The sequence below is a fragment of the Arthrobacter sp. Leaf234 genome (assembly GCF_001422665.1).
Lineage (GTDB): Bacteria > Actinomycetota > Actinomycetes > Actinomycetales > Micrococcaceae > Arthrobacter_D.
In genome coordinates, this window is record NZ_LMLU01000011.1 from 50895 (window position 1) to 63589 (window position 12695).

At 69.5% G+C, this 12695-nt stretch carries 11 protein-coding genes; 6 read left to right on the forward strand and 5 right to left on the reverse strand.

All coding sequences use genetic code 11. From position 1 onward, the window contains the following. Positions 1–362 precede the first annotated feature (362 nt). The 6 genes from tkt to pgl all read left to right on the forward strand — a co-directional run bounded on the left by tkt (position 363) and on the right by pgl (position 8674). Entirely contained in the window at positions 363–2549 is a 2187-nt protein-coding gene (gene tkt, locus ASF21_RS15925; protein WP_055773510.1) for a transketolase, read from the forward strand. Between the two features lie 67 nt (positions 2550–2616). Continuing rightward, the gene (gene tal / locus ASF21_RS15930; protein ID WP_055773512.1) at positions 2617–3729 is read left to right on the forward strand and encodes a transaldolase; all 1113 of its coding nucleotides are present in this window, start codon (positions 2617–2619) and stop codon (positions 3727–3729) included. Positions 3730–3734: 5 nt separating this feature from the next. Next, positions 3735–5381 carry a glucose-6-phosphate isomerase gene (locus ASF21_RS15935; protein ID WP_055773514.1) on the forward strand — a complete coding sequence of 549 codons (1647 nt, stop codon included), beginning with the start codon at positions 3735–3737 and terminating at the stop codon, positions 5379–5381. Between the two features lie 2 nt (positions 5382–5383). Beyond that, complete coding sequence (zwf, locus tag ASF21_RS15940) at positions 5384–6928, forward strand: glucose-6-phosphate dehydrogenase (protein WP_055773515.1); 1545 nt, start codon at positions 5384–5386, stop codon at positions 6926–6928. Then, positions 6925–7869: a glucose-6-phosphate dehydrogenase assembly protein OpcA gene (locus ASF21_RS15945; protein ID WP_055773516.1), complete on the forward strand. Its 945-nt coding sequence runs from the start codon at positions 6925–6927 to the stop codon at positions 7867–7869. The genes zwf and ASF21_RS15945 overlap by 4 nt, the downstream gene beginning before the upstream one ends. Then, the gene (gene pgl, locus ASF21_RS15950) at positions 7859–8674 is read left to right on the forward strand and encodes a 6-phosphogluconolactonase (protein WP_055773517.1); all 816 of its coding nucleotides are present in this window, start codon (positions 7859–7861) and stop codon (positions 8672–8674) included. Before ASF21_RS15945 ends, pgl begins: the two co-directional genes overlap by 11 nt. A gap of 75 nt (positions 8675–8749) precedes the next feature. Here pgl and secG read toward each other — a convergent pair whose 3' ends face one another. From secG to ASF21_RS15975, 5 genes are all read right to left on the reverse strand, one after another. Beyond that, complete coding sequence (gene secG / locus ASF21_RS15955) at positions 8750–9001, reverse strand: preprotein translocase subunit SecG (RefSeq protein WP_055773518.1); 252 nt, start codon at positions 8999–9001, stop codon at positions 8750–8752. A 52-nt stretch (positions 9002–9053) separates the two neighbouring features. Next, positions 9054–9869: a triose-phosphate isomerase gene (tpiA, locus tag ASF21_RS15960; protein WP_055773531.1), complete on the reverse strand. Its 816-nt coding sequence runs from the start codon at positions 9867–9869 to the stop codon at positions 9054–9056. A gap of 120 nt (positions 9870–9989) precedes the next feature. After that, positions 9990–11240: a phosphoglycerate kinase gene (locus ASF21_RS15965; RefSeq protein WP_055773520.1), complete on the reverse strand. Its 1251-nt coding sequence runs from the start codon at positions 11238–11240 to the stop codon at positions 9990–9992. Between the two features lie 12 nt (positions 11241–11252). Next, on the reverse strand, positions 11253–12263 hold the full coding sequence (gap, locus tag ASF21_RS15970) for a type I glyceraldehyde-3-phosphate dehydrogenase (RefSeq protein WP_055773523.1): 1011 nt from the start codon (positions 12261–12263) through the stop codon (positions 11253–11255). Positions 12264–12554: 291 nt separating this feature from the next. Continuing rightward, on the reverse strand, positions 12555–12695 hold a 141-nt coding region (locus ASF21_RS15975), incomplete at its 5' end, for a Fe-Mn family superoxide dismutase (RefSeq protein WP_321166905.1).

Genomic DNA, 12695 nt, shown 5'->3' on the forward strand with positions numbered 1-12695 from the left:
ATCGGTGGGCGGTGGGAACGGCGGGCGGTTGCGGGACCGTGGCGATCCTCCCCGCGGGTCGGGCGTTACGGACGCCTACCGTCCTCGCCGCGTAGACCCCTCCTCCGGCGCCGGATGCAACTGTCGGATGTGAGCAACGACATTCTTGGACTCCCACGGACGTGAGCGGAGCTGAAGGGATAGTGTGGGTTCGAAAGCCCGCCGCGGATGCGCGCCCGGAATAGATTGCCGGGGCACAGTGCTGTCGCCGTGCGGAGCCTTACATGCAGTATTCAACGGTGAACGGCCAGTCCGACGGCATGCCAGCAGAAATGCCCGTCATCAGCTGAGCGGCCGTTCCGGACAGAGAGGGGCCCGGAAACGTGCCACAGACGCAAGAGCAGGAACTGACCTGGACCGAGCTGGACCAGAAGGCGGTCGACACCGTCCGCATTCTCGCGGCGGACGCCGTGGAGAAGGTGGGCAACGGACACCCGGGGACGGCGATGAGCCTCGCACCGGCGGCCTACCTCCTCTTCCAGAAGCTCATGCGGCACGACCCCTCGGACCCCGAGTGGACCGGACGCGACCGCTTCGTCCTCTCCCCCGGCCACACCTCACTGACCCTCTACATCCAGCTGTTCCTCTCCGGGTACGGACTGGAGCTCGACGACCTCAAGGCGCTGCGCACCTGGGGTTCACTCACGCCCGGGCACCCCGAGTACCGCCACACCAAGGGCGTGGAGATCACCACCGGCCCGCTGGGTCAGGGCCTTGCGACGTCCGTCGGGTTCGCCTACGGCCAGCGCCGCCAGCGCGGCATGTTCGACGCCGACGCCCCTGCCGGCGCCAGCCCGTTCGACCACACCATCTGGGTCATCGCCTCGGACGGTGACCTCCAGGAGGGTGTCACGGCGGAAGCGTCCTCGCTCGCCGGTCACCAGGAGCTCGGCAACCTCGTGGTCATCTACGACCAGAACCACATCTCCATCGAGGACGACACCGACATCGCGTTCTCCGAGGACGTCCTCAAGCGGTACGAGGCCTACGGCTGGCACGTCCAGCGCGTCGACTGGACGAAGACCGGTGAGTACGTCGAGGACGTCGCCGAGCTGTACTCCGCGCTGGTCGAGGCCAAGAACGAGACCTCCAAGCCCTCGATCGTCGCCCTCCGCACGATCATCGGGTACCCCGCGCCGAACAAGCAGAACACGGGCAAGATCCACGGGTCCGCCCTCGGCAAGGACGAGGTCGCGGCGGTGAAGGAAGCCCTCGGCTTCGACCCGGAGAAGCACTTCGACGTCGACCCGGAGGTCCTCGAGCACGCCCGTGGCGTCGTGCAGCGCGGCGCGGAGGCCCACGCCGAGTGGCAGCAGGGCTTCGACGCGTGGGCAGCCGCCAACGCCGACCAGGCGGCCCTGCTGGAGCGCATCCAGGCCCGCACGCTCCCCGAGGGCTGGGAGGCGAGCCTGCCCAGCTTCGAGGCGGGCAAGGACGTCTCGACCCGCGCAGCCTCGGGCAAGGTCCTCACCGCGATCGGTCCCGTGCTCCCCGAACTCTGGGGCGGCAGTGCGGACCTCGCCGAGTCGAACAACACGACCATCGAGGGGTCGCCGTCGTTCATCCCCGAGAGCCGCCAGACGAACGCCTGGTCGGGGAACCCGTACGGCCGGGTCCTCCACTTCGGGATCCGCGAGCACGCGGCGGCCGCGATCGTCAACGGCATCGTGATGCACAGCAGCACGCGCGCCTTCTCCGGCACCTTCCTCATCTTCAGCGACTACCAGCGGCCCGCCGTCCGCCTCGGAGCGCTCATGGGCGTCCCCGCGATCTACGTGTGGACCCACGATTCCATCGGCCTCGGGGAGGACGGCCCCACCCACCAGCCCGTGGAGCAGCTCTCCTCGCTGCGCACCATCCCCGGTCTCGACGTCGTCCGCCCCGGTGACGCGAACGAGGTCGCCATCGCCTGGCGCACCATCCTCGAGAACACCGAGAACCCCGCCGGGATCGTGCTCACGCGCCAGAACATCCCCACCTACGAGCGGGGCGACGGCGTCGCATCGGGCGACACGTTCGGCTCGGCGGAGGGTGTGGCCAAGGGCGGGTACGTCCTCGCGGAAGCAAAGGGCGGCGCCCCCGACGTCATCCTGATCGGTACGGGCTCCGAGGTGCAGCTGGCCGTCGAGGCGCGCGAGCAGCTCGAGTCGCAGGGCATCTCTGCACGCGTCGTCTCCATGCCGTGCCTCGAGTGGTTCAACGCCCAGGATGCCGCCTACCGCGACAGCGTCCTGCCGCGCACCGTCCGTGCCCGTGTCTCCGTCGAAGCCGGGGTGTCCCAGAGCTGGCACGGCATCGTCGGCGACGCCGGGCGCAGCGTCTCCCTGGAGCACTTCGGCGCGTCCGCCGACTACAAGACGCTGTACCGGGAGTTCGGCATCACCAGCGACGCCGTCGTGGCCGCCGCGAAGGACTCCCTCGAGGCCGTCGCCGCCGACCCCCTCGCACCGAACGGCACCGCCGCCATGGCCTCGGGCCACCAGTCCACCGAGACCGGCGACCAGCAGTAGCCCGCACCGCACGTCCTGCACCAGCACCCACCAGCACTCATCCGCAGCAGCGGACAAGGAGCACATCATGACCACAACACCCACCGCCGACCTCTCGGCCGCCGGCGTCTCCATCTGGCTCGACGACCTCTCGCGGGAACGCCTCAACTCGGGAGGCTTCAAGCGCCTCATCGAGGACCTGAACGTGGTCGGCGTGACCACGAACCCGAGCATCTTCGCCGCCGCCCTCAAGAACGGCGACTCGTACGCCACCCAGGTCGGCGCCCTCGCCGAGGCCGGAGCCGACGTCGACCGGGCCGTCTTCGACATCACGACCCACGACGTCGCCCAGGCCTGCGACCTCTTCGCCGCGGAGGCCAAGCGCACCGACGGCGCCGACGGTCGCGTCTCCATCGAGGTGGACCCCCGCCTGTCCCGCGACACGGCGGGAACCATCGCCGAGGCCAAGCGCCTGCACGCCAAGGTGCAGCGCACCAACGTGCTCATCAAGATCCCCGCGACGGTCGAGGGCCTGGAGGCCATCTCCGAGACGCTCGCCGCCGGCATCAGCGTCAACGTCACCCTGATCTTCTCCCTCGAGCGCTACCGGGCGGTGATCAACGCCTTCATGATCGGTCTCGAGCAGGCGAAGGAGAACGGGCACGACCTCGCCACGATCCACTCGGTCGCCTCCTTCTTCGTCTCGCGCGTCGACGCGGAGATCGACGCGCGGCTCGACGCCGTCGGCAGCGACGAGGCCACGGCGCTCAAGGGCAAGGCGGGTCTCGCCAATGCACGCCTCGCCTACCAGGTCTTCCAGGAGCAGTTCTCGTCCGAGCGCTGGCAGGTCCTCGAAGCGGCCGGGGCGAATGCCCAGCGCCCGCTCTGGGCCTCGACCGGCGTCAAGGATCCGAACCTCCCCGACACGCTCTACGTCGCGGGACTCGTCGCTGCGAACGTCGTGAACACCATGCCCGAGAAGACGCTCGACGCGATGGCCGACCACGGCGTGGTCGAGGGCGACACCATCACCGGCTCCTACGCGGAGGCCGCCGACGTGCTCGACGCGCTCGACGCCCTCGGCGTGTCCTACCAGGAGGTCGTCGAGAAGCTGGAGACAGAAGGCCTCGACAAGTTCGTGACCAGCTGGTCGGAGCTCCTCGAGACCGTCCAGACCGCGCTCGACGCAGCGAAGGGCTGACCCCCATGGGCTCCTTCGCTCTGACCGCCTCCGGCGATGCGCTCGCCGCCGTCGACGCCGCGGTACCCACGCTCGTCGCCGATCGTTTCGCCTCCCGGCTGATGGCCAAGGACGCCACCCTGTGGGGCGCCGACGCCGAGCCAGAGGCGTCGATCCGCCTCGGCTGGATCGATCTGTTCGACGGTTCCCGCGCGCTCCTGCCCGAGATCGCCGGGCTGCGCGCGGACCTCGACGGCGAGGGCGTGGACCGGATCGTCCTGTGCGGCATGGGCGGCTCGTCACTCGCGCCCGAGGTCATCACCAAGGAGGCCGGAGTCGAGCTCGTCGTCCTCGACGCCACCGATCCGGAGCAGGTCCGGGCCGCCCTCGAGGAGGGGCTGCAGCGCACCGCCATCGTCGTGTCGTCCAAGTCGGGATCCACGGTGGAAACCGACTCCCAGCGCCGCGTGTTCGAGCAGGCCTTCACGGACGCGGGTATCGACGCCGCATCGCGCATCATCGTCGTCACCGACCCGGGCTCGCCCCTGGAGGAGGCCTCGAGGGCTGCCGGATACCGCAGGGTCTTCACGGCCAACCCCGAGGTGGGCGGCCGGTACTCCGCGCTGACCGCGTTCGGCCTCGTGCCCTCGGGGCTCGCAGGTGCGGATATCGAGACGCTGCTCAACGATGCCGAGGACAGCGCCGAGTTCCTCGGTGACGACGACGCCGGCAACGTCGGGCTCCAGCTGGGTGCCGTCCTCGGGGGTACCGCTCCCCTGCGTGACAAGATCGTGTTCGCCGATGCAGGTTCCGGGCTCCCCGGCTTCGCCGACTGGGCGGAGCAGCTCATCGCGGAATCCACCGGCAAGCTCGGCACGGGACTCCTGCCCGTCGTCGCGTCGATGGACGCTCCGGAACTGGCCGATGTCGCCGACGACGTGCTCCCGGTGGTCCTCGCCCCGTTCGACGAGGCGCCGAGTGACGAGTCGACGACCGGGACGCGGGTGACCGTCAGCGGGAACCTGGGCAGCCAGATGTTCGTCTGGGAGTACGCGGTCGCCGTGGCGGGCCGGCTGCTCGGCATCAACCCCTTCGACCAGCCGGACGTCGAGGCCGCGAAGAAGGCCGCCCGCGGCCTGCTCGACGCCCAGCCCGAGCCCACGCCGGCCGCCTTCACCGACGGCGCCGTCGACGTGCGCGGCGACGCCGGACTGCTGGGGTCGTCCAGCACCCTCGCGGAGGCGCTCGAGGCACTCCTCGCGGCCATCCCCGCGAACGGTTACCTCTCGGTCCAGGCGTACCTCGACCGGCACCAGCAGTCGGAGCTCGAGGACGTCCGTGGCCCCCTCGCCGCTGCGACCGGACGCCCGGTCACCTTCGGGTGGGGTCCGCGCTTCCTGCACTCCACCGGTCAGTACCACAAGGGCGGCTCCGCCATCGGCGCCTACCTGCAGCTCACCGGTGCCGGCAGCACCGATCTCGCGATCCCGGACCGTCCGTTCACCTTCGGCGAGCTGATCGCGGCCCAGGCCGCGGGTGACGCCCAGGTCCTCGCGGACCACGGCCGTCCGGTCCTCCGGCTGCACCTCACCGACCGCACCGCGGGCGTCGCGCAGCTGCGGGACGTCGTCGCCTCCCTCGCCGCCCCCGGCGACGTCCGCGGGAACGGCTGAGGATGGCTGACAGCGCACCGACCCGTGGCGGGAATCCGCTCCGCGACCCCCGTGACCGCCGGCTCAGCAGGATCGCGGGACCCTCGTCCCTGGTCCTGTTCGGCGTCACGGGCGACCTGGCCCGCAAGAAGCTCATGCCGGCGATCTACGACCTGGCGAACAGGGGCCTCCTGCCCCCGAGCTTCGGGCTCGTCGGCTTCGGCCGCAGGGACTGGAGCAACGAGGACTTCGTCCAGCAGGTCCGGGACTCCGTGACGCAGCATGCCCGGACGCCGTTCAACGAGACGGTCTGGGAGCAGCTCTCGGCGGGCATCCGCTTCGTCAGGGGGGAGTTCGACGACGACGACGCCTTCCGCGACCTGAAGGAGTGCATCGAGGAACTGGATGCGAGCCGGGGAACGCGGGGCAACCACGCGTTCTACCTCTCCATCCCGCCCAACGCCTTCGAGACGGTCTGCCAGAAGCTCTCCGAGCACGGCCTGGCCCAGCCCGACGACGGCGAGTGGCGCAGGGTGGTCATCGAGAAGCCCTTCGGCCACGACCTCGAGTCGGCGCGCGAGCTGAACAGCATCGTCGAGGAGGTCTTCCCTCCGGATGCCGTGTTCCGCATCGACCACTACCTCGGCAAGGAGACGGTCCAGAACATCCTGGCGCTGCGCTTCGCGAATCAGCTCTTCGAGCCGCTGTGGAACGCCAACTACGTGGACCACGTGCAGATCACCATGGCCGAGGACATCGGCATCGGCAGCCGCGCCGGGTACTACGACGGCGTCGGAGCGGCACGTGACGTCATCCAGAACCACCTCCTGCAGCTGCTCGCCCTCACGGCCATGGAGGAGCCCATCTCCTTCGACGCCCACCACCTGCGGTCCGAGAAGGAGAAGGTCCTCGCGGCCGTCTCCCTGCCGGAGGACCTGTCCGGGCGCTCCGCCCGCGGACAGTACGAGGCAGGCTGGCAGGGCGGTGAGCGGGTCAACGGGTTCCTCGAGGAGGACGGCATCCCCGCTGACTCCACGACGGAGAGCTTCGCGGCCCTCCGCCTCGACATCAACACCCGGCGGTGGTCCGGGGTGCCCTTCTACCTGCGCGCGGGGAAGCGCCTCGGACGCAGGGTGACGGAGATCGCCGTCGTGTTCAAACGGGCACCGAACCTGCTGTTCCGGGACCACAACGAGGAGGACTTCGGTCAGAACGCCGTCGTCATCCGCGTCCAGCCGGACGAGGGCGTCACCATCCGCTTCGGGTCCAAGGTCCCCGGGACCCAGACCGAGGTGCGCGACGTGACGATGGACTTCGGGTACGGCCACTCCTTCACGGAGTCCAGTCCCGAGGCGTACGAGCGCCTCATCCTCGACGTGCTGCTCGGCGAACCACCGCTGTTCCCCCGCCAGGAGGAGGTCGAGCTGTCGTGGAAGATCCTCGACCCGTTCGAGAAGTACTGGGCCACCCTCGACGGCCAGCCCGAGCCCTACGTGCCCGGTAGCTGGGGCCCCGCATCCGCCGACGAGCTGCTCGCAGCCGATGGACGTACCTGGAGAAGGCCATGATCGTGGAACTGCCGGACACCACCACCTCGAAGGTGTCCAAGGAACTGATGGCCATGCGTGAGCGCGGTGGCGTCGTCGCGCTCGGGCGGGTCCTCACACTCGTCGTCATCACGCGTTCCGGGTACGAGGAGGAGGCGATCGACGCGGCGAACGACGCGAGCCGCGAGCATCCGTGCCGCATTATCGTCCTCGCCGAGGGATCGCCGGACGAGCCGACCCGGCTCGACGGCCAGATCAGGGTGGGAGGTGACGCCGGCGCCTCCGAGGTGATCGTCCTGCGCGGGTACGGCGACCTCGCGGACGAGAACGAATCGCTCGTCTCCGCCCTGCTGCTCCCGGATGCGCCGATCGTCGCCTGGTGGCCCCATGGCGCGCCGGAAGCCGCCGCGCAGACGTCGATCGGCAGCATCGCGCACCGTCGCATCACCGACTCCGCCAATGAGGAGGACCCCACAGCGGCCCTGTTCACCATCAGCAGCACGTACACGGCCGGGGACACCGATCTCGCCTGGACGAGGCTGACGAACTGGCGCATCCAGCTCGCGGCGGTCATGGACCAGGTGAAGGGTGACCAGCCCGTCACCGCCGTCACGGTCGAGGGCGCCTCGGACTCCCCCAGCACCGTCCTGCTCGCGGCGTGGTTGACCATGACGCTGGACGCCCCCGTCACCATCGCGGCGGGACCCGCCGGCACGGGCCTGAAGCGGGTCCGGCTGAAGCGCAGCGGCGGGGACATCGAACTGCACCGTCCCGGTCACGACGTCGCCGAGCTGTACCAGCCCGACCAGCCGGTGCAGCGCATCTCGCTACCCCGCCGCGGGCTGCGTGACTGCCTCGCGGAGGAGCTGCGGCGCCTTGACCCGGACGAGGTCTTCGGCGAGGTCATCACCGAGGGATTGTCCCGCACCAACCTGAGGAGTGTACGAACGAGTGAGCGCTGAACCGAAAGTCAGCATCCATCCGTCCCAGACCTCGCTCGCGGCAGCCGTCGCGGCCCGGCTCATCACGAGACTCGTCGACGTGCAGAGCGACCGGGGCACCGCCACCGTGGTGCTCACCGGCGGCTCGATCGGTACCGCGGCACTGAGGGCGGTCGCCGAGTCCCCGGCGCACACCGCCGTGGACTGGTCCAACGTGCACGTCTGGTGGGGTGACGAGCGCTTCCTCGCGGCCGACGATCCCGAGCGGAACGCCGTCCAGGCCCGTGCGGCCCTCCTGGACAAGGTCGGCGTCGATCCGGCGAAGGTCCACGAATTCGGTGCGAGCGATGCGTTCGACGACGAGGATGCCGCAGCAGCGGACTATGCGGTCCAGCTCGCCGCTGCCGCTAAGGCCGAGCTCGACGCCGATCCTGATGCCGTGCAGACGGATCCCCGACTCCCCCGATTCGACGTCCTCCTGCTGGGAGTGGGGCCGGACGCCCACATCGCCTCGCTCTTCCCCGAGATGGCGGGCATCCGCACGAAGGGTTCGACGACGGTGGGCGTGGCCGATGCGCCGAAGCCACCGCCGAAACGCGGCTCCCTGACGCTGGAGACGATCAACACCGCCCAGGAGGTCTGGCTGTCGGTGAGCGGCAGCGACAAGGCCGGCGCCGTGGGCCTCGCCCTCGCGGGCGCCGGCCACGTCCAGGTGCCGGCCGCCGGCGCACGCGGGCTCCGGAAGACCCTGTGGCTCATCGATCAGGACGCGGCCCAGAAGCTCCCCGGCCGGCTGATCGACCACGACGAGGAGCAGGCCGGCTGACGGCCGCCACCTCGGGAACGACAAGAGAGCCCCCGCTTCGTCGAAGCGGGGGCTCTCCTGTCGTTCCCGGAAGGGTCAGGATTCGCCGGCGAACCGCTGGATCAGGCCGAGTGCCACGATCACGACTCCCCAGGCGAGGCCGAGTGCCACCGTGAAGCGATTGAGGTTGCGCTCGGCTACACCGGAGGATCCCATGCTCGAGGTCATCCCGCCGCCGAACATGTCCGACATTCCGCCACCACGGCCCTTGTGCAGCAGGATCAGCAGGGTCAGCAGGAGGCTGGTGATCCCGAGCAGGACGAGCAGGATGATACGAAGGATGTCCACGGGGCCCTTTCAAGGCTCGGAAAGCCGCTCGTCGGAGCGGCAGGCACAGGAACTAGTCTGTCACCAGATGCTGTTCGAACCTGACAATACTAGCAAATTCGGAGACGTCGAGGCTCGCACCGCCGACGAGCACGCCGTCGACGTCGCGCTCCTTCAGGATGCTCGCGGCGTTCGCGGCCTTGACCGATCCGCCGTAGAGCAGGCGTGTCTTCGCCGCTGTGTCGGCGTCGAAGAGGGTTGCAAGCTCGGCGCGGATGGCGGCACACATCTCCTGCGCGTCCTCGGGCCCGGCGACCTCGCCCGTCCCGATGGCCCAGACGGGCTCATAGGCGACGACGAGCTTTCCTGCCTGATCCGCATCGAGACCGGCGACGCCCTGGCGCAGCTGCTCGAGGGTGTGGGCGACGTGCGTGCCGGCCTGACGGATCTCGAGTCCCTCACCCACGCACAGGACGGGCACGAGGCCGTGGCGGTAGGCCGCCTGCACCTTGCGGTTCAGGACCTCGTCCGACTCGTGGTGGATGGTACGGCGCTCGGAGTGGCCCACGAGCACGTAGGTGCAGTCGAGCTTGGCGAGGAACTGGCCGGAGATGTCGCCGGTGTAGGCACCGGAGTCCTCGGGTGAGAGATCCTGTCCGCCGAAGACCACCTCGAGGTTGTCGCCCTTCACGAGGGTCTGCACGCCCCGGAGGTCGGTGAACGGAGGGAAGACCGAGACCTCGACGCGTGAGAAGTCGTGGCCGGCGTCGTCGAGGGTCCAGGCGAGCTTCTGCAGGAACGTGATCCCCTGCATGTGATCCAGGTTCATCTTCCAGTTGCCCGCGATGAGCGGCCGGCGATCGAACGCGCCGTTGGTCGAGGTGGTCATCGTCTTCTCCATCATGGTCGTGTCATGGCGGCGGGATCCGGTGCCCTGGGGCTCCGGATCCCGCCGGTGTGGATCGTGCATCGGGACCGCCGGACGGATCCGGACCGGCCCCGTCGGGCCCTACCCGCGCTCGAGGGCGCTGAGGCCGGGCAGTTCCTTGCCCTCGAGGTATTCGAGGCTCGCACCGCCACCGGTCGAGATGTGCCCGAACTGGTCATCGGCGAAGCCGAGCCCCCGGACGGCTGCGGCGGAGTCGCCACCGCCGACGACGGTGAGGGCACCGGCGCCCTGCGCATCGACGAGCGCCTGGGCCACGGAGCGGGTGCCTCCGGCGAAGGAATCGAACTCGAACACGCCCATCGGGCCGTTCCAGAAGACCGTCTTCGCCTCGGCGATGTTCGCCGCGAAGTCCTGCGCGGTCACCGGACCGATGTCCAGCCCGAGACCCCCCGCGCCGTACGGCCCCGATTCAATGGCGTCGGCGGCGATCACGCTGCTGCCGGCATCCGCGGCGAACGTCTCCGCCACCACGATGTCCGTCGGCAGCACGAACTGCGTGCCGTCCCGGGGGCCACGCTCGAGGTAGCCTCGCACCGTCCCGATCTGGTCCTCCTCGAGGAGGCTGGCGCCGACGCGGTGACCCTGGGCTGCGAGGAACGTGAACACCATGCCGCCGCCCACAAGGATGCGGTCGGCGGTGCCGATCAGGTTCTCGATCACGGCGAGCTTGTCCGAGACCTTCGACCCCCCGAGCACCACGACGAACGGCCGCTGCGGGTCCTTCGTCAGCCGCTCGAGGACCACGAGCTCCGCCCTGACCAGGTCCCCCTGGTAGGCGGGCAGCAGCGCTGCGATGTCGAAGACGCTCGCATGCCGGCGGTGCACGGCACCGAAGGCGTCGTCCACGTACGCAGCGTCCTCGCCGGCGAGCTCGGCCAGCTCCCTCGCGAAGGCCGTGCGGTCGCCGTCGTCCTTGCTCGTCTCGCGGGCGTCGAAGCGCACGTTCTCCAGCACGAGCACCTCACCCTCCTTCAGCGCGGCGGCAGCGCTCCGCGCCCCCTCGCCCGTGGTGTCGGTCGCGAGGCGGACCGGGAAGTCGGCCAGCTCGCGGAGGACGTCGACAGCCGGCGCTAGGGAGTACTTCGCCTCGGGCGCCCCCTTGGGCCGGCCGAGGTGTGCCATCACGATCACGGCCGCCCCTGCCTGGACCAGCTTGCGCAGGACGGGCAGGGACGCGCGGACACGGCCGTCGTCGGTCACCGTCAGGGACGGGACCTCCCCCTCGAGGGGGACGTTGAGGTCGGAGCGGACGAGGACGCGACGTCCCCGGACGCCCTCGGCGAGCAGGTCGTCGAGCGATGCGTAGGCCACGGGCGGATCCGCCTAGGAGAGCTTTGCCGCGACGATTTCGGTCAGGTCGACCAGGCGGTTCGAGTAGCCCCACTCGTTGTCGTACCAGCCGACGACCTTGACCTGGTTGCCGAGGACCTTGGTCAGGCCGGAGTCGAAGATGCACGACGCCGGATCCGTCACGATGTCCGAGGAGACGATGGGGTCCTCGGTGTAGGACAGGTAGCCCTTCAGCGAGCCGTCGGCAGCTGCTGCCTTGTAGGCGGCGTTGACCTCGTCCGCGGTGACCTCGCGGCCGACCGTCACGGTCAGGTCCGTCGCGGAGCCGGTGGGGACCGGGACGCGGATGGCGTAGCCGTCCAGCTTGCCCTTCAGCTCGGGCAGGACCAGGCCGATGGCCTTCGCCGCTCCCGTGGAGGTGGGGACCATGTTGATCGCGGCGGCGCGCGCACGGCGGAGGTCCTTGTGGGGACCGTCCTGCAGGTTCTGGTCGGCCGTGTAGGCGTGCACCGTGGTCATGAGGCCGCGCTCGATGCCGAAGGAGTCGTTCAGCACCTTCGCGAGGGGACCGAGGCAGTTGGTGGTGCACGAGGCATTCGAGATGATGTGGTGGTTCTCGGGGTCGTAGTCGCCGTCGTTGACGCCGAGCACCACGGTCAGATCCTCGTCGGAGGCGGGAGCCGAGATCAGGACCTTCCTCGCACCGGCGTCGATGTGCTTCTGCGCGTCGGAGGCCTTGGTGAAGAAGCCGGTGGACTCGATGACGATGTCGACACCGAGGTCCTTCCAGGGGAGGTTCGCGGGATCGCGCTCGGCCAGCACTTTGACGCGCTTCCCGCCGACCACGAGGTCACCGCCGTCGACCTCCACGGAGGCCTTCAGGCGACCGGTGACGGAGTCGTACTTCAGCAGGTGCGCGAGGGCCTCGGGGCTCGTGAGGTCGTTGACGGCCACGATCTCGAGGTCGGCACCCTGCTCCAGGGCGGCGCGGAAGTAGTTGCGGCCGATGCGGCCGAAGCCGTTGATTCCAACACGGGTAGTCACGGGTTTCCATCTCCTTGATAGGTGGTGCCGTCGGCACTCCCTCTCGGGTGACGCCGGCGACGAATACATCTTGTACCGGGCACCCCTTCGTGCCGACGTTGATCGGGTCCTGCGGGCTCCCTGCGGAGCCGGACATCCGTTCGGAGCCGTGCGGGGATCTCTCCCTGCACGGCTCCAACCTTACTCAGCGCTGCGTTCCCGCACGCACTCGTGACGCGGGGTTGCCCCGCCGGTCAGCGCGTGGTGGCTTCCTGCAGCCGATGACGCGCCGGATGGTGCGCGGTCGGGTGGCTAGTGGCCGGGGGTGATCAGGCTCGACGCCCCGGTCCTCGCGGCCTGGAAACGGGCCTGGACATCGGCCCAGTTCACCAGGTTCCACCACGCCTTCACGTACTCGGGCTTCACGTTCACGTAGTCCAGGTAGAACGCGTG

Bases quoted from the DNA above. Each gene is read 5' to 3' on its own strand.
- ASF21_RS15945 (WP_055773516.1), top strand. From the start codon at position 6,925: ATGATCGTGGAACTGCCGGACACCACCACCTCGAAGGTGTCCAAGGAA.
- tal (WP_055773512.1), top strand. From the start codon at position 2,617: ATGACCACAACACCCACCGCCGACCTCTCGGCCGCCGGCGTCTCCATC.
- ASF21_RS15935 (WP_055773514.1), top strand. From the start codon at position 3,735: ATGGGCTCCTTCGCTCTGACCGCCTCCGGCGATGCGCTCGCCGCCGTC.
- tpiA (WP_055773531.1), bottom strand. From the start codon at position 9,869: ATGACCACCTCGACCAACGGCGCGTTCGATCGCCGGCCGCTCATCGCG.
- zwf (WP_055773515.1), top strand. From the start codon at position 5,384: ATGGCTGACAGCGCACCGACCCGTGGCGGGAATCCGCTCCGCGACCCC.